This window comes from Imperialibacter sp. (assembly GCF_040222815.1).
Taxonomy (GTDB): domain Bacteria; phylum Bacteroidota; class Bacteroidia; order Cytophagales; family Cyclobacteriaceae; genus Imperialibacter.
Window position 1 is genome coordinate 1 of the sequence record NZ_JAVKCH010000030.1, and the last position, 20,368, is coordinate 20,368.

17 protein-coding genes and 1 tRNA gene are annotated in these 20,368 nt (G+C 45.2%); 7 read left to right on the plus strand and 11 right to left on the minus strand.

Translation table 11 applies throughout. From position 1 onward, the window contains the following. From RIF36_RS16710 to RIF36_RS16720, 3 genes are all read left to right on the plus strand, one after another. The coding region (locus RIF36_RS16710) for a T9SS type B sorting domain-containing protein (RefSeq protein WP_350149420.1) at positions 1-2,301 on the plus strand (2,301 nt) is incomplete at its 5' end. A 4-nt stretch (positions 2,302-2,305) separates the two neighbouring features. After that, positions 2,306-3,229 carry a PorP/SprF family type IX secretion system membrane protein gene (locus RIF36_RS16715; RefSeq protein ID WP_350124966.1) on the plus strand — a complete coding sequence of 308 codons (924 nt, stop codon included), beginning with the start codon at positions 2,306-2,308 and terminating at the stop codon, positions 3,227-3,229. A 259-nt stretch (positions 3,230-3,488) separates the two neighbouring features. After that, positions 3,489-5,114 (plus strand): PKD domain-containing protein, encoded by a 1,626-nt coding sequence (locus RIF36_RS16720; RefSeq protein WP_350124963.1) that lies wholly within the window; start codon positions 3,489-3,491, stop codon positions 5,112-5,114. Positions 5,115-5,167: 53 nt separating this feature from the next. Here RIF36_RS16720 and RIF36_RS16725 read toward each other — a convergent pair whose 3' ends face one another. From RIF36_RS16725 to RIF36_RS16760, 8 genes are all read right to left on the minus strand, one after another. Further along, entirely contained in the window at positions 5,168-5,584 is a 417-nt protein-coding gene (locus RIF36_RS16725; protein ID WP_350124960.1) for a BrxA/BrxB family bacilliredoxin, read from the minus strand. Positions 5,585-5,655: 71 nt separating this feature from the next. Further along, complete coding sequence (locus RIF36_RS16730) at positions 5,656-5,982, minus strand: SUF system Fe-S cluster assembly protein (RefSeq protein WP_151997396.1); 327 nt, start codon at positions 5,980-5,982, stop codon at positions 5,656-5,658. A gap of 18 nt (positions 5,983-6,000) precedes the next feature. After that, a complete protein-coding gene (locus tag RIF36_RS16735; RefSeq protein WP_350075793.1) occupies positions 6,001-6,444 on the minus strand; it encodes a SufE family protein in 444 nt (147 codons plus the stop codon). Between the two features lies 1 nt (position 6,445). Then, positions 6,446-7,693, minus strand: coding sequence for a SufS family cysteine desulfurase (locus RIF36_RS16740; RefSeq protein WP_350124957.1), 1,248 nt, complete (start codon positions 7,691-7,693; stop codon positions 6,446-6,448). A 2-nt stretch (positions 7,694-7,695) separates the two neighbouring features. Then, positions 7,696-9,006, minus strand: coding sequence for a Fe-S cluster assembly protein SufD (gene sufD / locus RIF36_RS16745; protein ID WP_350124954.1), 1,311 nt, complete (start codon positions 9,004-9,006; stop codon positions 7,696-7,698). 27 nt (positions 9,007-9,033) lie between these two features. Beyond that, positions 9,034-9,795 (minus strand): Fe-S cluster assembly ATPase SufC, encoded by a 762-nt coding sequence (gene sufC, locus RIF36_RS16750; protein ID WP_350124951.1) that lies wholly within the window; start codon positions 9,793-9,795, stop codon positions 9,034-9,036. A gap of 83 nt (positions 9,796-9,878) precedes the next feature. Continuing rightward, positions 9,879-11,324, minus strand: coding sequence for a Fe-S cluster assembly protein SufB (gene sufB, locus RIF36_RS16755; protein WP_151997391.1), 1,446 nt, complete (start codon positions 11,322-11,324; stop codon positions 9,879-9,881). A 179-nt stretch (positions 11,325-11,503) separates the two neighbouring features. Further along, positions 11,504-11,965: an Lrp/AsnC ligand binding domain-containing protein gene (locus tag RIF36_RS16760; protein WP_151997390.1), complete on the minus strand. Its 462-nt coding sequence runs from the start codon at positions 11,963-11,965 to the stop codon at positions 11,504-11,506. A 154-nt stretch (positions 11,966-12,119) separates the two neighbouring features. Here RIF36_RS16760 and RIF36_RS16765 point away from each other — a divergent pair. The 3 genes from RIF36_RS16765 (at position 12,120) to RIF36_RS16775 (ending at position 15,187) form a co-directional block, all read left to right on the plus strand. Then, a tRNA-OTHER gene (locus RIF36_RS16765) sits at positions 12,120-12,244 on the plus strand. A gap of 213 nt (positions 12,245-12,457) precedes the next feature. After that, complete coding sequence (locus tag RIF36_RS16770; protein ID WP_350124948.1) at positions 12,458-14,146, plus strand: AMP-binding protein; 1,689 nt, start codon at positions 12,458-12,460, stop codon at positions 14,144-14,146. 99 nt (positions 14,147-14,245) lie between these two features. Continuing rightward, positions 14,246-15,187: a DUF3078 domain-containing protein gene (locus RIF36_RS16775; RefSeq protein ID WP_350124945.1), complete on the plus strand. Its 942-nt coding sequence runs from the start codon at positions 14,246-14,248 to the stop codon at positions 15,185-15,187. Positions 15,188-15,268: 81 nt separating this feature from the next. On the opposite strand, the gene RIF36_RS16780 is transcribed toward RIF36_RS16775, so the two are convergent. After that, on the minus strand, positions 15,269-15,661 hold the full coding sequence (locus tag RIF36_RS16780) for a DUF2784 domain-containing protein (RefSeq protein WP_350124942.1): 393 nt from the start codon (positions 15,659-15,661) through the stop codon (positions 15,269-15,271). A 35-nt stretch (positions 15,662-15,696) separates the two neighbouring features. On the opposite strand from RIF36_RS16780, the gene RIF36_RS16785 reads away from it, so the two are divergent. Beyond that, positions 15,697-16,335: an FMN-binding negative transcriptional regulator gene (locus RIF36_RS16785; RefSeq protein ID WP_350124939.1), complete on the plus strand. Its 639-nt coding sequence runs from the start codon at positions 15,697-15,699 to the stop codon at positions 16,333-16,335. A 41-nt stretch (positions 16,336-16,376) separates the two neighbouring features. Here the strand turns inward: RIF36_RS16785 and acnA are convergent, their stop codons facing one another. Further along, complete coding sequence (gene acnA / locus RIF36_RS16790) at positions 16,377-19,115, minus strand: aconitate hydratase AcnA (RefSeq protein ID WP_350124936.1); 2,739 nt, start codon at positions 19,113-19,115, stop codon at positions 16,377-16,379. 165 nt (positions 19,116-19,280) lie between these two features. Next, complete coding sequence (locus RIF36_RS16795; protein ID WP_350124933.1) at positions 19,281-20,291, minus strand: acyl-CoA reductase; 1,011 nt, start codon at positions 20,289-20,291, stop codon at positions 19,281-19,283. Positions 20,292-20,368 lie beyond the last annotated feature (77 nt).

A 20,368-nucleotide genomic window follows, 5' to 3' on the forward strand; every position in this document is an offset into this window, starting at 1 on the left:
CAGATCACCCCAAGTGGTGCTGGCGACATTACTGTAGACGTAGCAGGTTCAGTAGCCACCGATGCAGCTGGTAACAACAACACGGCAGCGACGACAGCAACAACAGTTTATGATACAACCGCTCCTGCGGCGACCATCACAGGTGCGCCAGCGGCAGTGAACAGCACCGCTGCTTATACAGTTACCTTTGAGTTCAGCGAAGTAGTCACTGGCTTTGTAAGTGGGGACGTAACGGTAGGCAACGGATCAGTAACTGGGTTTACAGACAATGGTGATGGAACATTCACCGTACAGATCACCCCAAGTGGTGCTGGCGACATTACTGTAGACGTAGCAGGTTCAGTAGCCACCGATGCAGCAGGCAATAATAACACAGCAGCAACAACGGCCACGACAGTTTATGATACAACCGCTCCTGCGGCAAGCATCACAGGTGCCCCATCGGCAGTGAATAGCACGACACCTTATAACGTAACGGTAGACTTCGGCGAAGTAGTCACAGGCTTTGTAAGTGGGGACGTAACGGTAGGGAACGGATCAGTAACTGGGTTTACAGACAATGGTGATGGAACATTCACCGTACAGATCACCCCAAGTGGTGCTGGCAACGTTACAGTAGACGTAGCAGCTAACGTAGCTCAGGACGCAGCAGGCAACAACAACACAACAGCAACAACGGCTACGACCTTGTTTGATAACATTCCTCCAGTAGTACCATCAGTCAGTTTACTTACAACCAATTCCACAAGCCCCGTTCTCACAGGCAGTGCGGAAGCTGGCACTACCGTCACAGTTGTAGTAAATGGGGTTACGTTCAAGGTAATTGCTGATGCATCAGGGAAATGGTCAATCACCACCGGTTCAGATACGCCCACTGCTGGCGGGCCGTTTATTGGATTGCCAGAGGGAGTTTACGATATAGGAGTGACCAGTACTGATGCAGCAGGGAACGCTGCCGGAGATGTAACAACTAACGAGCTGGAAATTGACACAACGGCTCCAGTCGCCCCAACAGTGGTAAGTCAGACAACCACCAGCGCAAATCCGGTAATCACCGGAACCGGAGAAGCCCTCGCTTCGCTTTCTGTGACAATTGGTGGAGCAACCTATAGCACGACAGCAGACAGTAACGGAAACTGGGCTGTAGATACTGGTGAGGACGTGCCAACAACTGGAGGCTTCAACCCCAATTTGAATGGGCCTAACGAAGTTATTGTCGTTAGCATCGACATTGCAGGCAATTCCTCTTCAGATACTACATCGGGAGAAGTGACAATCCTGACCGGTGATTCTGATGGAGATGGAGTACTTACTCCTATAGAAGACATCAACGGCGACGGCGACCCAGGCAATGATGATACCGATGGTGACGGTATAGCAGACTATCTTGATGACGACGACGACGGAGATGGTATATTAACCAAAGATGAGGACGCAAATGGAGATGGCGACCCTACCAATGATGATACTGATGGAGACGGTATTGCGGATTACCTCGATTCTGTTGACGGAGAGTATGATCCGGCTGGAGACAACGACAACGACGGCGTGCCCAATGGTGACGAAGACATCAACGGTGATGGCAATCCAAACAACGATGACACCGACGGGGACGGTATAGCTGACTACCTTGACGATGATGACGACGGAGACGGCACCCTGACCATGGATGAGGATGCAAATGGCGACGGCGACCCTACCAATGACGATACTGACGGTGATGAGATTCCTGATTATTTGGATGCCGATGACAATGATGGCCCGCTAGGCGATAAAGATGGTGACGGAGTAAAGAATGCCGACGAAGATATCAACGGCGACGGCGACCCAGGCAATGATGACACCGATGGTGACGGTATAGCAGACTATCTTGATGACGACGACGACGGAGATGGCATACTAACCAAAGATGAGGACGCAAATGGAGATGGTGACCCTACCAATGATGATACTGATGGAGACGGTATTGCGGATTATCTTGACGATACAGACAACGACTCAGAGTTTGTGATACCCAAAGGATTTTCCCCTAATGGGGATGGGATTAATGATGCGTTTGTCATAAAAGGTATTGAGAGCTACCCTAATAATAAAGTTCAGATTTTCAACCGGTGGGGAAATGCAATCTTTGAAATCCAGGGATACAACAATCAAAACAAGGTCTGGAATAGCGAGTCTAACATTGGACTAATCTTGGGCTCCAATAAAGTCCCAGACGGCACATATTTTTACTTGATAGACCTGGGGGACGGAAGTAAACCATATTCAGGTTTTGTAGTAATCAACTCAAAAAAATTCTAACAAAGTGAAGAAGATAAAAGCGCTGACAAAGTTAATTGTAATAGTAATTGCTTCATTGAGTTCGGTCAATACGCATGCCCAGCAGCAAGCAATGTTTACCCAATATATGTTCAACGGGTTAGCACTTAACCCAGCATACGCCGGGAGTCACGATGCTTTGAACGCCACTGCCATTGCACGTGCTCAATGGGTTGGGCTGGAAGGAGCTCCCAACACTCAATCAGTCTCGCTTCATGCGCCAGTTCCCAATAAGCATATTGGTCTGGGTTTACTTTTCCTGAGAGACAATATCGGGGTGACTAAACAAAACAGCTTATTTGTTTCGTACGCTTACAAAATAAAAATGAGTGAAGGCAATTTATCGTTTGGTCTTCAAGGTGGTTTTAATGACTATAGCCATAATTTGAATGACATTGGGGTGGATGGAGACAACCTTTTAGTGGGGAATGTCAAAAGCTTCAAGCCAAATGTAGGTGCGGGCATCTATTTCAATAGCGAGAGATTTTATGCGGGCGCATCCGTTCCTTTGATGTTTAACTCTGCGAAAGACGACAGGGCCACAAGTTTCATCTACTCAGAAATAAAACGCCATTATTTTGTAACAGCAGGGTACGTTTTTGACCTTAACAAAAGCTTGAAACTAAAACCTAATGTACTTATCAAAACAGTTGACGGTGCTCCGATTGAGTTTGATTTCAATACCAACTTGCTTATCAACGACTTGCTATGGGTTGGGCTGTCATATCGCTCTTTTGAGTCATTGGATTTTCTTTTGGAGCTTCAGCTCAATGATCAATTCAGAGTAGGGTATTCATATGACATGCTAACCAATGACCTCGGCAAAGTAAATGCTGGTTCACACGAACTTATGCTGAATTATATGTTTAAATACTCAAAAGATAGGGTTGTTACCCCAAGGTATTTTTGAAGAAAAAGGGAAACTTCTTATCCAGCTAGCTATACTCCGAACATAGCCACTCAGTGATTGCGGTCTGATTTTGTTCTAAGGAATCTTGGTAGTTCTTTAGATTTTTCAATTTTTTAACAATTTATGGCCGAGGGTATTGCCCCATTCATTGGTTTAATCCAATTTTATATGGGTAATAATGATTTTTTTAGGTAAATCGTAGATTGAAACATGGCTTTGAATCTCTGATTTCAAAACACTGACCAAATAGTTGAAATAAATGCTAATAAATTGTATTTCAAAAAGCCATTTCGGGTTCTCTTTAATTAAGTGGTCGGAGCTGACAACTTTCTTTTTTGTTAAAAAAGGAGTTTTTCTTACCGTAATTCTAGCTTCTGCGTTTCATTTTGGGCAGGCCCAAAATAAAATAATTTTCTCCGACTCTGAGGTAAGTGCAAAACACCACGCTCCGGCGGGGTCTCCACTTGGAAAGGTAGATAAGAGAAATATTGCCTCGGTCGAGAAAAATAATGAATACGGAGTTAATAGTATTTACGATGAGCATGGCCCGCTGGTAGAGCCGGGTGAAGGACGACTTTTTTTTAGCAGGAGCAACCACCCCGACAACGTTGGAGGCACCAAAGACGCCGAAGATATTTGGACTGCAACCTGGGATCCAAAGACGCATACCTGGACAAAAGTTGAGCGCCTGCCGCCGCCCTTGAACAACAGAGGGCCTAATTTTGTCACCTCCATTACAGTCGAAGAAGGAGTCATTAATTTGATTTTGGGTAATACTTACGAGAATGGAGAGATTTCAGGCGAGGGACTTTCCTATTCCGAGCTTCGCAATGGCAAATGGACTACCCCTGCCAATTTTACTATAAAGGGTTTCAAGAACAAGTCCGGATACGCTGACTTTTTTGTCTCTGAGGACGGCAAGCACATGCTAATTTCTGCGGAAATGGACGACTCAAGGGGTGGAAGAGATATTTATATCAGCCACAGAGTAAGTAAAAAGGCTTGGGATACGCCCATCAACCTTGGTGTTCTGAATACGCCCGGAGAAGATACCTCTCCATCGTTTTCCCCAGATGGTCGCTTTCTTTTCTATTCCTCTGACGGTCAGGAGGGCTACGGCGGTCTCGATATCTTTTATTCAGTTAAACAAGGAGACAATTGGAACGAATGGTCAGGGCCGAAGAACCTGGGTAATCAATTTAATGACAGGCATGACAACAAGCACTTTAGCCTCCCACCAATTGGGGAAAAGATATACTTCGTCTCTGGCAACGAGCAGGGAAATCAGGATATTTACTCATTTGTTACCACGTCGGAGGAGTTATACTCTGAACTGACTGGTGAGGATATCTGTTTTGCAGAGAAAATATTCACGAACGAAAACGCTTTTTCGCACAAACTTACGTGCAATCTCTGTGTCGATTTGGAGTACCAGTCGGAGAGTAATAATGGAGATGTAAAGTACCGCTGGGATTTTGGGGATAGTTTTGGTGGAGAAGGGCAATCAGTCAGTCATTGTTATGATGCTCATGGCACCTATGACATAAAGCTATCAATTTTGGAGGCGTCAACTAGCCGAACAATCTATGAAATTGACCACGAGTATGAATTGAACGAATTTCTGGAGCTCAAAATGGACGAAGAGGTGTCGGGAGTAATCAATGAGGCTTCCAGATTTAAATCTCATTTGGCTGGTGCATATCCGGCCAATGCTGAGTTCTATTGGGATTTTGGTGACGGTTACTTTGCCTGCGGCAATGAAGTGAGCCACACTTATATACTTCCAAATGACTATGAGGTGAGGGCACTGGCTTCCTTTCAATGGCAGGGCAGGGTGCGGTACCTGATGACCACATCAACCGTTTCCGTGAAACTAACAAAATAAAAAGCTGGCCTTTTGAGCCAGCTTTTAGGTTTGATATTTTGTCTCTTGAAATCTTAGCAGTATTCCTCAAACACATCAATCAAGTGTGCTGCAATCATTTGCGCATTGCGGCCTTCAATATGGTGTCTCTCCACGAAGTGAATCAATTCACCATCCTTGAACAAAGCAATTGATGGAGATGATGGGGGATAGGGTAAAGTGTATTCCCTGGCGGTCTGAGTAGCCTCTTTGTCTACGCCAGCAAACACAGTCCCTAAAAAGTTAGGCTTTTTTGTACTATTAGCCAACGCCATCTTCACTCCGGGACGGGCTGCTCCAGCCGCACATCCACACACCGAGTTGATAACAATTAGCGAAGTGCCTTTGTGGTCTTCAAGATGATTTTCAACATCTTCGGAAGTTCTTAGCTCAGTGAATCCTGCACTGGTAAGGTCTGTCCTCATGGGGGCAACTAGTGGTTCGGGATACATTTCCTTATCTTTTTAAAGTTCTATTTATATCTGAATGACGGCTTAAACGGCCGCTGGATGAATAAACTAATTTACATGAAGCCTAGTTCCAATTTGGCAGCCTCACTCATCATATCTTGCGTAAATGGCGGGTCGAACGTAAGCTCAACCTCCACGTCGTTTACTCCCTCTACCTCTTCAATTTTGGCCTTCACCTCACTGGGAATGGCCTCGGCTGAAGGACAGCTGGGGGATGTCAATGTCATAGACACAAAAACGTTGTTGACGGGAAATATACTGATCTCGTAGATCAGACCCAACTCATATACGTCCACAGGAATTTCCGGGTCATACACCGTTTTGATGGCGGCAATTACCTTTTCCTTTAAATCCGCTTCCTGCTGATTTTGGTTTTCCATAGTTCTCAGCGTTTGTGTTTATGTGTTTGTTCCGGCCAACTTAGTCTGAAAGGCCAGTGCATACAACTTCATTTGCTTGATCATCGACGAAAGCCCGTTCGATCTTTGGGATCCGATCAACTGTCCCATGCCTATCTTTTCAATAAAGAAAAGCTCGGCTTGCATGATATCCTGCGGTTTCTGTCCCGACAATACTCGTATCAATAGGCTGATAAGTCCTTTGGTTACTTCAGTGTTGCTATCGGCGCTGAATTTTATTACTTCGCCAGCCAGCGCTGCCGTGAGCCATACTTTCGATTGACAGCCTTTGATAATATTGTGTTCTACTTTTTCGCTTTCTTCCATTTCTGGAAGCGTAGCGCCCAACTCCATAATGTAGAATATCTTGCTTTCACGATCATCTCCAAGTATATCAAACTCGGAGATAATTTCATCCTGAATGCCTTTTATAGTCTCCGCCATTCTAATTTTTTCTACCGGCAAGCAGGGTAACCGCCTCTGCCAGCCGGTCAATTTCCTCTTTGGTATTGTAAACAGAAAATGAGGCCCTAACCGTTCCTTCAATCCCCAAATGTTTCATCAACGGTTGCGTACAATGGTGTCCTGTGCGCACTGCTATACCTCTTGCGTCCAGATACATTCCCACGTCAAGCGGGTGGTAACCGTTGACCAGGAAAGACACCACGCTGACTTTGTCAGTCGCCTGCCCAACTATCCTCACTCCGGGGATGCTTTCGAGCTTTGCAGTGGCGTAATGCAATAGTTCATCTTCATGCGCTGCAATCCGTTCCTTTCCATGCTCGTTTATAAAGTCGATAGCAGCACCAAAGGCCACCACATCGGCGATGTTGGGCGTGCCGGCTTCAAACTTGTAAGGAATGGCGTTATAAGTAGTCTTTTCAAAGGTCACTTCGCTTATCATTTCCCCGCCGCCCTGGTAGGGGGGCATTGCTTCCAACAAGCTTCGTTTGCCATAGAGTATTCCAACGCCTGTGGGGCCATACATTTTGTGTGCAGAAAGAGCGAAGAAGTCCACATCGAGCTTTTGCACATCCACTTCAAGGTGGGCTGAGGCTTGTGCTCCATCCAACATAACAACCGCCCCTTGTTGGTGAGCCAGGCTGATGATTTCTGCCACAGGATTAACAGTCCCCAGGGCATTCGACGCAAATACAACAGAAACAAGCTTCGTTTTAGCTGATAGTAGTTTTTTGAAGTCGTCAATGATGACTTCTCCTTTTGGGTTAATTGGAATCACCCTCAGGATGGCGCCTTTCTCCTCGCAAAGCATTTGCCATGGCACAATATTAGAATGGTGCTCAAGTGTGCTAATGACAATCTCATCACCCTCGTTTACAAATTTTCTACCCCAGGTAGAAGCCACAAGATTGATGCCCTCCGTGGTGCCCTTGGTGAAAATAACCTCTTGGATTTCTTTGGAGTTGAGAAAGGCGGCAGCTTTCTTTCTTGTCTCTTCGAAATCGGCGGTAGCCCTTTCGGCTAATGTATGAACGCCTCTGTGGATATTGGCATTGTCTGTCTCATAGTAGTGATCCAGCGCTTTAATGACGGAGGAAGGCTTCTGATTTGTTGCGGCGTTGTCGAAATAGATCAAAGGTTTGCCATTCACCTCCTGATGTAGCACGGGAAATTGCTTCCGTATTGATTGAATGTCCAATGACCAATCTATTGTTGAAGCTGGGCTGCCCATGACTAGTTTTCTATTTTATCGGTAATTAACTGCTCAAGGTATTCTCTTACAGGCTCTACGGATATGTTCGCTATCACGTCGCCCGCAAATGCGTGCAGAAGCATAGCCCTGGCTTTGTCTTCTGAAATTCCACGGGCTCTCAGGTAGAACAACTGTTCGTTATCCAGCTGGCCTGTGGTGCAACCGTGTGAACACTTCACGTCGTCTGCCCATATTTCGAGCTGCGGTTTGGTATTGATCACAGCGTTGGGGCTGAGCAGGATGTTATTGTTCTGCTGGAAGGCATTGGTTTTTTGCGCATCCTGACGAACAAATATTTTTCCGTTAAAAACACCGTGCGACTGATCATCCATGATGCCTTTGTATAACTCATTGGAGAACGAATTAGGCTTTCTATGGTCAACAGAAGTGTGGTTGTCTACATGCGTTTTCCCGTCAATCAGGTACAATCCGTACATGTGTGCCTCAGTGTTTTCGTCATCCAGGGCAATGTAGAGGTTGTTTCTTACCATCTGCCCGCTTAGCGTGATGGTATTGATTGTACACTTGGAATCTCTTTCCTGATATACCAGCGAATTGTCAATCCGCAGTGCAGTTTCGTTTTCGAGCTGGAGCTTGCTCCATTCTACCGAGGCATTTCTTTTGCAGAAAACCTCCAAAACGGTATTTGTATATGAAGTATTCGCTCCGGTGGAGAAATTAGCCTCTATCACCTTTAGTTGCGCTCCCTCTTCTACAATCGCCAGATTTCTGTAGTGCGCAAGCACCTCGGTGGCCGACGTGTCATTTGAATGAATTATATAAAGGGGCTTGTCGAGAATTGTATTTTTCTTGATGCAAATAAAAACACCCTCTTTCGCAAATGCCGTGTTGAGGTGCGAAAAGGCATCCGGCCAGGACTTAACTATGCTGCCTAAGTATTCATTAAGATCTCCTTGTTCTTTAACAGCCGATGCAAGAGAAGTAATGGTAACTTTGTCACTTAAAGCTCCCAAATCCGAACGGGAAACATCCAGCTTGCCATTAACAAAGTAAAGCTTATAGCCCTCAAAACTGTCAAGAGGAGTGGGGGCACTGGCAGCAGCAGTTTCGGCTACAATGCCCTCATAAGCTATGTTCTTTTCAAGTGCTTTGCCGAAGTTGGTATAGCGATACTCTTCATGCTTTGGCCCGGGCAATCCCGATTTGAGAACAGCGGCCAGGGATTCTTTTCTAAGCTCGTGCAGGAAAGTGGATTTGCTGCCATTTAAGCTGGCTTCAAATTTTTCAAATGCCTTGCCGACACTGGTTATATATTCGTCTGGTGTTGTCATTACTTTCGAATTTTCAGGTTTAAAGAATTAAGCAGAAACAGTGTCAGCTTCTTCTTTGATCCAGTCGTACCCTTTTTCTTCGAGTTGTAAGGCCAGGCTCTTATCTCCTGACTTGATGATGCGCCCCTTGTGGAGAACGTGCACGAAATCAGGCACTATGTAGTCGAGCAGCCTCTGATAGTGTGTAATCAGAATAGTGGCATTATCTCTGGTCTTGAGTTTGTTGACTCCATTGGCCACAATTCTCAAAGCGTCAATATCCAGTCCACTATCCGTTTCGTCCAGAATGGCCAACTTTGGCTCAAGCATCGCCATTTGGAAAATCTCATTTCTTTTCTTTTCTCCACCAGAGAAGCCTTCGTTCAATGACCTGCTAAGCAAAGCCTGGTCGATCTCCACCAATGCCATTTTTTCTTTCATCAATTTAAGAAACGAAACAGCGTCCAGTGCTGGCTTGCCGTGGTGTTCTCTTACTTGATTGAGAGCGGCTTTAAGAAAGTTGGTCGTGCTTACGCCAGGTATTTCTACGGGGTACTGGAAGGCAAGAAACACACCTTCCCTGGCTCTTTCCTCCGGCGAAAGATCCAAAAGATCTTTGCCAATATATTCTACTTCTCCACCTTCAATTTGATAGTCTTCACGACCGGCCAAAACAGAAGCCAGCGTACTTTTTCCTGAACCATTCGGGCCCATAATGGCATGAACTTCTCCTGGCTTTACTTCCAGGTTAATTCCGTTGAGGATCATCTTTCCATCTACCGAAGCTTTGAGGTTCTTTATCTTTAACATTGTCAATTACTTTTCTTTTTCACTTTTGCCTGAGCTCATTTTCAAGCTTATAAAAACATAATTTTTGTCCGTAGAGTTTCTCCTTAGCCTACACTGCCTTCGAGGGATATGGCCAGAAGTTTCTGTGCCTCAACGGCAAATTCCATAGGCAGTTGATTCATGACCTCTTTAGCGAAACCATTTACGATAAGGGCCACTGCATCCTCTGTAGCTATTCCTCTCTGGTTGCAGTAGAAAATCTGGTCTTCTCCGATTTTTGAAGTCGTAGCTTCGTGCTCTACAATTGCCAGTGGATTCTCAACGTCTATATAAGGGAACGTATGTGCTCCGCATTTGTCGCCAAGCAGCAGTGAGTCGCATTGAGAATAATTTCTCGCACCTTCGGCACGTTTCATTACCTTCACCTGTCCACGGTAGCTGTTTTGGCTTTTGCCTGCAGAAATACCCTTCGATACGATCCTGGAGCGGGTGTTTTTACCAATATGGATCATTTTGGTGCCGGTGTCAGCCTGCTGATAGTTATTGGTAACAGCCACTGAATAGAACTCTCCAATGGAGTTGTCCCCTTTCAGGATACAGCTGGGATACTTCCACGTTACTGCAGACCCGGTTTCTACCTGCGTCCAAGATATTTTAGAACCGTCGCCAGAGCAAAGTCCTCGCTTGGTAACAAAGTTGTAAATGCCGCCTTTGCCTTCTTTGCTTCCCGGGTACCAGTTTTGCACAGTTGAGTACTTCACTTCAGCATCTTTGGCAGCAAAAATCTCAACAACGGCCGCATGAAGCTGATTCTCATCTCTCATAGGAGCAGTACAGCCCTCCAGGTAGCTGACATAGGAGCCTTCTTCGGCCACAATCAGCGTCCGTTCAAACTGCCCTGTGTTCATGGCATTGATCCGGAAATAGGTGGAAAGCTCCATTGGGCAACGCACACCTTTAGGTATGTAGCAGAAAGAACCATCCGAAAATACAGCAGAGTTAAGGGCGGAGAAATAGTTATCGTTGACTGGTACTACCGATCCGATATACTTTTTAACTAATTCGGGGTGCTCTCTCACCGCTTCCGAGAAAGAACAAAAGATAATGCCCAGTTCGCCAAGTTTACTCTTGAAAGTCGTAGCTACGGAAACACTGTCCAGCACGGCATCAACCGCCACGCCTGTAAGTCTTTTTTGCTCGTCAAACGAAATGCCAAGCTTCTCAAAGGTAGCTCTCAACTCGGGATCTACTTCGTCGAGGCTTTTAGGTGATATCTTTTGCTTCGGAGCAGCATAGAAAATGATGTCCTGGTAATTAATTTCCGGGAAAGTAACATTTTGCCAGGTTGGCTCTTTCAAAGTCAACCAGTGACGATAAGCTGAAAGTCTCCATTCCAGCATCCATTCAGGCTCTTCCTTTTTTGCAGAAATAAACCTGACAATATCTTCATTAAGACCTTTGGGTGCCGACTCAGTTTCAATATCGGAGTGAAATCCGTATTTATAATCTGATTTGGTGAGTTCTTCCAGTATTTGGTTGTCCTTACTCATCCTCTACTTATTTAGACTGATTATAATTAAAACAAATGTACAACATAAATCACTACCCCAAGACTTGAGGAGTCAATTTTTTCGCAAAAGGGACATGAAAATTAAACCCGATAAAGGTTTCAAAACTATGGCACTCATAGTAAAACCTTTATCGGGCTAAATAGTTTCCGAAATGGGTACTAAAAACTGATATGGCGGCTCAGGCTTTCTTCGAGACTAATCAGGGTTTCCGTCCTTTCAATTCCTTCCACCTTTTGAATCTTGTCATGAAGCACTTCTCTCAGATGTTTGGTGTCTCTGCAGTGAAGCTTCACGAAGATACTATAGTTACCGGTGGTGTAGTTGACGGTTACAATTTCGGGAATTTCCCTCAAGCGCTCAACTACCTCATCATATAAGGAGCTTTTTTGAAGGTAAATACCGATAAAGCAAGTAATATCGTACCCGAGTTTTGAATAATCCAGCTTGAGAGTGGTGCCCTGGACAACCCCCATTTCTTCAAGTTTTTTCATTCTCACGTGAACTGTACCCCCCGAAACGAACACCTTTTTGGCAATTTCAGTGTATGGAATCTTGGCATCTTCCATCAAAAGGTTCAGAATCTTCAAGTCTACATTATCAATTTCGTAATTTTTACTCATTTTAACTACCCTGATTTAATAATCTACTATTATGAGAGGTTCGAAATTATGTGTTGTACATTTTTTTATCAAATTTATTAAAAATATTTTAATAAAATCAAACTCTTGTTAATTTTGTTGCAGTCAATTAGATGAATTGACTTGCATATCACAATGTAGGGTGATGAAATTGGCAGCCATGCCCTCCTGTCTCGGGGGTGGGGATAAGGAATAAAGTCCACATAGAGCTCGTGTGGACCTAACTGCTCCGTGGAGGTTCGAATCCTTCTCCTACAGCCATCATTTTTGGGTTAATGTTGTTTATTTGGAAACCGGTATGAATTTCGTTCTACCGGTTTTTTTTATTTTCAGTTATTGACTTTCACGCCACAGGCTTCGTGCAACAATACTTAATCATTTGATTTTTTGCCGTTAATAGCTTATATCGGATGAGTAAACAATATGCCCTAGCGATAGTCATATTGGCAACTCTACTTAAACGATATTAGACCTATGAAAGATTATCCCTGGTTCAAGCACTACCCCGCTGGTGTTGCCAAAGAAATTAACCCCGATGAGTATACGTCATTAGTTGAAATGCTTGCTGAGTCCATGAAGAAATATGCAGATCAGACTGCGTTTCTCAATATGGACAAAGGCTTTACCTACAGGGAGGTGGATGAGAAGTCCACGCAGTTTGCTGCCTATCTGCAGAAAAAACTGGGACTGAAAAAGGGAGACCGCATAGCCATCCAAATGCCAAACTGCCTGCAGTACCCCATCGTCATGTTTGGAGCCATCAAGGCTGGTCTGGTGGTGGTTAACACCAATCCCTTGTACACACACAAGGAAATGGAACACCAATTTAAGGACTCTGGCGCCAAGGCTATTGTGATTGTTGCCAATTTTGCGTTCAACCTTGAAAAAATAATAGCCAACACTGACATAAAACATGTCATAGTTACTGAGTTGGGTGATTTCTTGAAAGGTCTGAAAGGCCCCATTGTAAACTTCGTGGTGAAGCGGATAAAGAAGATGGTGCCGCCGTTTCGTATTCCCGGCGCCGTTAGTTTAAAGCAAGCCATGAAGGATGCCACCAGCCTTCAATTTGATAAGCCAGAGATCAAGGGAGAAGACGTGGCGTTTCTGCAATACACTGGAGGAACAACAGGCGTGTCTAAGGGAGCCACTTTGTCGCATCGCAACATGGTCGCCCATACCTTGCAGACGACGCAGTGGTTTCAGCCAATTTTCGTAGAAGGTGAGGAGGTGGTGGTGATTACTGCGTTGCCTCTTTATCACATTTTTGCGCTTGCAGTAAATGGCCTGCTGATGTTTCATGTTGGAGCAAAAAATGTTCTCGTAACAAACCCGAGAGACATGAAGGCTTTTTGTGCCGACATGAAAAAGAACCCGTTTAGCATTATTACTGGCGTTAATACGCTGTTCAATGGCTTGCTTAATCAGGAGAGTTTCAAAACGCTGGACTTTAGTAAACTTAAGGGAGCGATTGGCGGTGGCATGGCCGTGCAGAAGGCAGTGGCTGAAAGATGGAGGGAAGTGACCGGGTGCCCTCTGGTAGAAGGATATGGATTGAGTGAAACCTCGCCCGTACTTGCTTGCAACCCACTGGATGGTAGTCATAGAAATGGGTTTATTGGTTTGCCTGTACCGAGCACCGAAATCATATTGCTGGATGACGATGGAAAGGAAGTGCCTGTTGGTCAGCCTGGAGAAATATGCGCCAAAGGCCCTCAGGTGATGAGTGGCTATTGGGAGAGACCGGATGAAACGGCGAATGTGTTTGTTGACGGTTGGTTCAAAACCGGCGATATCGGGATTATTGATCAGGACGGGTTTGTCAAAATCGTAGACCGGAAAAAGGAAATGATTCTTGTTTCCGGCTTCAATGTCTATCCGAATGAAATTGAAGATACGGTAGCCAGCAACCCTAAGGTTCTTGAGGTAGGCGCTATAGGAGTGCCTGACCCGAAGTCAAACGAGGCTGTGAAAATCTTTGTAGTGAAAAAGGATCAAAGCCTCACCGAAGACGAGCTGATAAGTTTCTGTCGGGAGAGCCTGACACGCTATAAGGTTCCGAAGCATGTAGAGTTCGTAAAAGAACTTCCCAAGTCCAATGTTGGTAAGATTCTGCGACGAATTTTGAAAGAAAATGATGCAAAGGTTAATTCTTATAATTGAAAGCCAGATATTCGTGACTTTTCGATCAGGCTTTGGAATGTTTTTGGATTAACTGTTAAACGCTATTGAAAATTTGTGATGAAGAAAAGTCTATTTCTAATGTTATTGTTATTTGCGGTTTTGGGCTCTGGTATGGCACAAGATCCAGCACCCTCCGATACCACTTATTGGAAGAAAGGGTTCCTTGGAACCGCTTCTTTTACTCAGGTGAGCCTTACAAACTGGGCTGCCGGTGGGCAGAATTCTATATCGCTGGGTGGCTATATGACCACCTTCGCCAATTATGCCAGGGACAGGAACTCCTGGGAGAACTATCTTGAATTGGGCTATGGTCTTATCAAGCAGGGCGACGCCGATTTTCAAAAGACAAATGACAAAATAAACATTGTAAGTAAGTTTGGTAGAAAGATGTCGCAGGCAAAAGACGGCAGGCTGTACTTCTCTTCATTGATTGATTTTAGAACTCAATTTGCGCCGGGATTTTCCGCACCTGGAGATGAAGAGTATATTTCAAAGTTTATGGCTCCAGGCTACGCTTTGGTGGCTACAGGTGTTGATATTAAAGTAAATCCCAGTTTCTCAGTCAATTTTGCACCTGTTACGGGAAAGTTCACCTTTGTGAACGACGAAAGATTGGCCAATGCAGGCGCCTTTGGCGTTGAGGGAGCTGTTTTTGATACTGATGGCGTGACAGTGTTAACTGCTGGTAAGAAAGCAAGAGCTGAGCTTGGTAGCTTTTTGAAGGTGAATTACAAGAAGGAGGTTGTTTCCAATGTTAACATCGAATCGAGGCTGGAAATGTTCTCCAACTACCTGAACAATCCCCAAAACATCGACGTGAACTGGGAAAATATCATTATCCTGAAGGTAAACGAGTGGTTAAGCACAAGCTTTATTACTCAGTTGATTTATGATGATGACATCAAAATCGCTCAATTCGACGAAGCGGGCGTGCAAACAGGGGCGGGTCCTAGGGTACAGTTCAAACAACTTTTCGGGATCGGGCTAACTTTGAAAGTGGGAGATAAGCTGAAAAAGTAGAAGCTTTTTGCATTTAGGAAAGAATTAATTACATTTACTCCATACTTTTTTAGCTGGGTAAAGAATTTTTTTGGGAAGGCGTTAGCCTTCCCTTTTTTGTTTCAAACGTTCGATACTTCTTTTTTGGGAAAACTTGAAGGCAGCCATAACGATTCCAAACACAAGTCCGGCTGTAGTAAATATGTCAACAATACGTTTATCGGAGTTTAGTCCAGTTGTTTGGTCAAAAACGTATTTAGTGAATGAGTTGGGGAGGTGCTTTTCTCCCAGCTCTTTTTTTATGTCCCAGTGCCAGTCGGTGAGCGGGCAATACCCCAGACCGTACCAAATACCGAGGAATAACCAGGCGGCTATAGTGAGAATCAAAGCTATCAAATGAGCTTTCCGAGTTACTTCAGGTATCCAGCCAAACAGCACGAAAAGCACAAAAGCGGTGTGAAATCCTGTTAAGAAATAGTCAAGAAATTGTAACATACGTATTAGTTTGCATCATTAATCAAGTATGCGATATGTATGTAGCCCCTTATTTTCAAATGACTGATGCTGATAAAGTCTTAGACTTCATCAAATCGAACCCATTCGGGATTCTTGTAGCAAGCCAATCAAATATACCACTAGCAAGTCATATACCATTCTGGCTGGAAGAAAGAGAAGGTAGCTATTTCTTAGTAGGACACCTTTCCATTGCGAATGAGCTGGCTTCAGTGCTTGAAAAGGTGGATCAGGTCTTAGTCATTTTTCAAGGTTCTCATGGGTATATTTCGCCATCTTGGTATGAAAAGCAGAATGTGCCCACCTGGAACTATCAGGCTGTGCATATCTACGGTTCTGCCGTACTGCTTTCGGGGCCAGAGCTGGAGGCTCATGTGAAGGAATTGATGAACAGCTACGAATCGAATATACCGGGAGGACGAAAATATGAAGATATGACTGCAGGCTACCGGGAGAAGGAGTTGCGGGGAATCAAAGGCTTCAGGATAAAGATCGAAAACGTGGAAGCTGCCTACAAGCTAAGCCAAAACCGGAATGAGAAGGACCATGCTAATATCATTGAGCAACTCAAAAAAAGTGCAAACCCCCATGATCATGAGTTGGCCAAATTGATGGAGGAAAACCGCCCGACGCAAAAACAAAAAGCCGGACTATAAGACCGGCTTCATGCTAAAACTAATGTTGAAATTCGTAATCCTTAATCCTTAAGGAAATTTCTTAGTACATAGTTCAAAATACCGCCATTTTTCCAATAGGCGATATCGACGTTAGAGTCCAGTCTTAGTTCTGCTTTAAACTCTACCTTCGAACCATCCGGCCTTGTTGCTACTACGTCCACCACCTTATTAGGGGTCAAATCCTTTTCAAGGCCAAGGATGTCATAAGACTCATCTCCTTTTAACCCTAAGGTGTCCTGGGTTTGTCCGTCAGCAAATACCAAAGGAAGAACGCCCATTCCAACGAGGTTCGATCTGTGGATACGCTCGAAGCTTTCCACGATAACCGCTTTTACCCCAAGTAAGGTTGTTCCTTTTGCAGCCCAGTCTCTCGAGGATCCTGATCCATATTCCTTACCACCGATCACCACCAACGGCGTGCCTGCTTCCTGATATTTCATGGAGGCATCAAACACGTACATTTCCTCGCCGGTCGGGTGGTATTTAGTCCATCCACCTTCTTTACTCGCCAGTTTATTTTTGATTCTGACGTTGGCAAAAGTTCCCCGCATCATCACCTCATGGTTGCCTCTGCGAGAGCCGTAAGAGTTAAAATCAGGCTTCTCAACACCATTCTTCACGAGGTATTGGCCAGCAGGGTGCTCCGGCTGAAATTTACCAGCAGGCGAGATGTGGTCGGTTGTTACCATGTCGCCCAGTTGAAGCAACACCTTGGCACCTTTGATATTGGTTGGCTCAGGCACATCTGCCGAAATGTTTTTGAAGAAAGGCGCTTCCTGAATATATGTCGACGTCTCGTCCCACTTGTAAAGATTGCCTGTGGGCGCATCCAGTTTTTGCCAGGCCTCGTCACCGTCAAATACGGTGTCATAGGTTTTCTTGTAGTCCTCAGGAGTAACCACTTTTTCCATCATTTCATTGATCTCAGCCTGAGACGGCCAGATGTCCTTAAGGAAAACAGGCTCACCATTCGGGTCAAGCCCTAGCGGTTCATTGTTCATGTCAAAGTCGACCCTTCCGGCAATGGCAAATGCAACAACCAGCATGGGTGATGCCAGGAAGTTCATTTTGATGTTCGGGTGGATGCGGGCTTCAAAGTTTCTGTTGCCGGAAAGCACTGAGGCTACCACCAGGTCATTGTCGATCACGGCCTTTTGGATAGCAGGAGGCATATCGCCGGAGTTACCAATACAAGTGGTGCAGCCGTAACCTACTACGTGAAACTTAAGCGCTTCCAGATAGGGGAGTAGCTCCGCTTTTTTCAGGTATTCCGTTACAACCCTTGAGCCAGGAGCCAGGGAGGTTTTTACCCATGGCTTAACGTCCAGGCCTTTTTCCACAGCCTTCTGAGCGACAAGCCCGGCCCCAATCATTACGCTTGGGTTGGACGTGTTGGTACAAGAAGTAATGGCTGCAATAACCACCGAAGCGTCGCTGAGCTCGTAAGTCATTGAGCCAGATTTCATTTTCACAGAGCGAAGGCCGGTACCAGTTTTGGTTTCAGTGGCTACAGCCCCTCCATCAGAAAGCCATGAGCTTCCATTTCGAAGGTCTGGTGCCACGTAGTCACGCTTGTGCACGTCTTTTAGTACCCCAATCACCTTTTCCTTTGCCTCTTTCAGGAATATCTTATCCTGAGGGCGTTTCGGCCCCGAAATTGTAGGCTCAATACTGCCAAGATCTAATTCAATGACGTCGGTGTATTCAATTTGCTCGGAGTTGTCTCTCCAAAGCATGTTCTCTTTGCAATAGGCCTCCACCATGCTCACATGGTTGGCAGGCCGGTTGGTTCTGGTCAGGTATGCCAGTGTCTGGTCGTCTACAGGCCAGTGAGTATCTGTGCAGCCGAACTCCGGCGACATGTTAGAGATGGTGGCTCTGTCGGGAACAGTGAGGTTTGCCAGGCCTGGGCCGAACACCTCAACGATTTTTTCCACTACCCCATAGTCACGAAGCAAGCGAGTCACTGTCAGCACAAGGTCTGTCGCAGTGATGCCTTCCTTCATTTTGCCGCTGATCTTCAAGCCGATTACTTCAGGAAGGGTCATGTAAATTGGTTGGCCAAGCATGGCAGCTTCAGCCTCAATACCACCTACACCCCAACCAAGTACGCCAATACCGTTCACCATTGGTGTGTGGGAGTCGGTGCCTACCAGTGTGTCGGGGAAAAGATAGCCGTCTCTTTCTATCACGCCACTAGCCAGGTATTCCAGGTTCACCTGATGGCAAATACCCATCCCGGGAGGCACAACTGTGAAGTTGTTGAAGGCTTTCTGGCTCCACTTAAGGAGTTTATATCTTTCGGAGTTTCTTGAGTACTCCAGGTCTACGTTCTTGCCGTAAGAGAGCTGTGTGCCAAAATATTCTACCATTACTGAGTGGTCAATGACCATAGCGGCTGGCACAAGCGGGTTGGTTTTACCAATGTCTTTGCCTTTGCGGGCTACTTCCGCTCTGATAGATGCAATATCGACTACAGCCGGAACGCCGGTGAAGTCCTGCATCAATACTCTCGCAGGTGTATAAGGAATTTCCTTTTTGCCCTGAGTTTGTTTCCAATTCAGAAGCGTTTCAAGGTGCTGTTCTGTAACAGCAAATGCGTCGTAGTTACGGATGGCATTTTCAAGCAAAATACGGATAGAGTAAGGCAGTTTCGCCACTCTAGCGTCCTTCTTGCTCAAGTCCCTCAAATTATAATATTTGTGTGTGCCTAGAGGTGTTTTTAGCTCTTTCTCTATTCCAAAGAAATCTTTACTCATTTTTCTGTGGTTTATATCTTAAAAATCAAATTTAATTGAATTAGTGTGTAAAAGAAACGGAACTATGGGCAATGGCACGATTTATAAAAATTATTGTTCTTTCCTTTTATCACAAGTAGTAGTAGTGGGTAAAAGTTCACACCCGGCTGACTATTATCTGCGTCGTTATAACCCGGAAAGAAACTTAAGCGTATCTACGCCGTCGGCGTAGTCCCACAGCTCAGGTTTTTGAAGTGTTCCGAACGGAATGGACTTAGGATACTGCCCTTTGCGAGAGGCGATAGCCTGAATTTTTTCCTGATTAGCCAATAGTTTTTGAGACAGGGCAGCTTCGTCCTGGTAGAATTCATAATAAATAACGGAGACAGGCGAAACGAGGTCAGTGCTTTCCCGGAACAGAGAAAACCCGGAGTCGAGGTGGGGTTCTCCATTCACGAGCATAATGGACTTGTGGTAATCGTAGTTGTTTCGGTACTTATGGTGTTCCAGTAGCTGATTGAAAGGCTGAATGGCGTCGAGCAGGGTGGGCAATGCATAGCTTTTGGGTACATAAAGCTTCGATACATTTCTACAACCAAGGCCAAAATAGCTGAACAGATCGTCGCCAAGTGCCAGCAACTCCTCCGGAGATTCTTCACCTGAAATGATCGCACAAGAGCTTCTGTTTTTTCTGATAATGTTGGGTACCTTGGAAAAGTAGTAGTCGAAATAGCGGGAAGAATTGTCGCTACCGGTAGCTATAACGGCTTCCATGTCGTTGAGCCTGTCTACCACAGCTACTCGCCCACCGAGTTCTGGTTGTATCTCGTTAAGCGAATTAATAATAAACTGAATGAGGGCACTGTCCTGTGAGCTGGTTTTTACCAATGCCTTGTGCCCGGCAATGATAACGGAGAGAAGATCGTGAAAGCCCACCATGGGAATGTTGCCCGCCATCACGAGCCCCACTTTTTTTGGCTTGTTTTCCGCAAATGAATAGGAAGACGTCCACTGGGTTAGTTTTTCCTTTGTTAGAAAATTGAGGATACCTTGCCAGGCCAGGTGAAGGCTCTCTTGCGTGAACCAAGGATTCTCGTTGGCAGCACGCAGAAACAGATCGTTTTTCGTTGTCTCGTCCAGCTCTTTCAAGTAGTCACCCAGGGCGGCTATTGCATTTATTCTTTCCTCTAACTTCATTTTCGTTTATTTTGCAAAGCAAAAATAAATTGGAACTCAAACATTCCATTTCTACTTTTGTTTGGTAAAGGTAATTG

Coding starts and splice junctions, on each gene's coding strand:
- RIF36_RS16720 (WP_350124963.1), top strand. CDS start 3,489: ATGCTAATAAATTGTATTTCAAAAAGCCATTTCGGGTTCTCTTTAATT.
- sufB (WP_151997391.1), bottom strand. CDS start 11,324: ATGAGTAAGGACAACCAAATACTGGAAGAACTCACCAAATCAGATTAT.
- RIF36_RS16770 (WP_350124948.1), top strand. CDS start 12,458: ATGAAAGATTATCCCTGGTTCAAGCACTACCCCGCTGGTGTTGCCAAA.
- sufD (WP_350124954.1), bottom strand. CDS start 9,006: ATGACAACACCAGACGAATATATAACCAGTGTCGGCAAGGCATTTGAA.
- RIF36_RS16725 (WP_350124960.1), bottom strand. CDS start 5,584: ATGTATCCCGAACCACTAGTTGCCCCCATGAGGACAGACCTTACCAGT.
- sufC (WP_350124951.1), bottom strand. CDS start 9,795: ATGTTAAAGATAAAGAACCTCAAAGCTTCGGTAGATGGAAAGATGATC.
- RIF36_RS16785 (WP_350124939.1), top strand. CDS start 15,697: ATGTATGTAGCCCCTTATTTTCAAATGACTGATGCTGATAAAGTCTTA.
- RIF36_RS16760 (WP_151997390.1), bottom strand. CDS start 11,965: ATGAGTAAAAATTACGAAATTGATAATGTAGACTTGAAGATTCTGAAC.
- acnA (WP_350124936.1), bottom strand. CDS start 19,115: ATGAGTAAAGATTTCTTTGGAATAGAGAAAGAGCTAAAAACACCTCTA.
- RIF36_RS16740 (WP_350124957.1), bottom strand. CDS start 7,693: ATGGGCAGCCCAGCTTCAACAATAGATTGGTCATTGGACATTCAATCA.
- RIF36_RS16795 (WP_350124933.1), bottom strand. CDS start 20,291: ATGAAGTTAGAGGAAAGAATAAATGCAATAGCCGCCCTGGGTGACTAC.
- RIF36_RS16780 (WP_350124942.1), bottom strand. CDS start 15,661: ATGTTACAATTTCTTGACTATTTCTTAACAGGATTTCACACCGCTTTT.
- RIF36_RS16730 (WP_151997396.1), bottom strand. CDS start 5,982: ATGGAAAACCAAAATCAGCAGGAAGCGGATTTAAAGGAAAAGGTAATT.
- RIF36_RS16735 (WP_350075793.1), bottom strand. CDS start 6,444: ATGGCGGAGACTATAAAAGGCATTCAGGATGAAATTATCTCCGAGTTT.
- RIF36_RS16775 (WP_350124945.1), top strand. CDS start 14,246: ATGTTATTGTTATTTGCGGTTTTGGGCTCTGGTATGGCACAAGATCCA.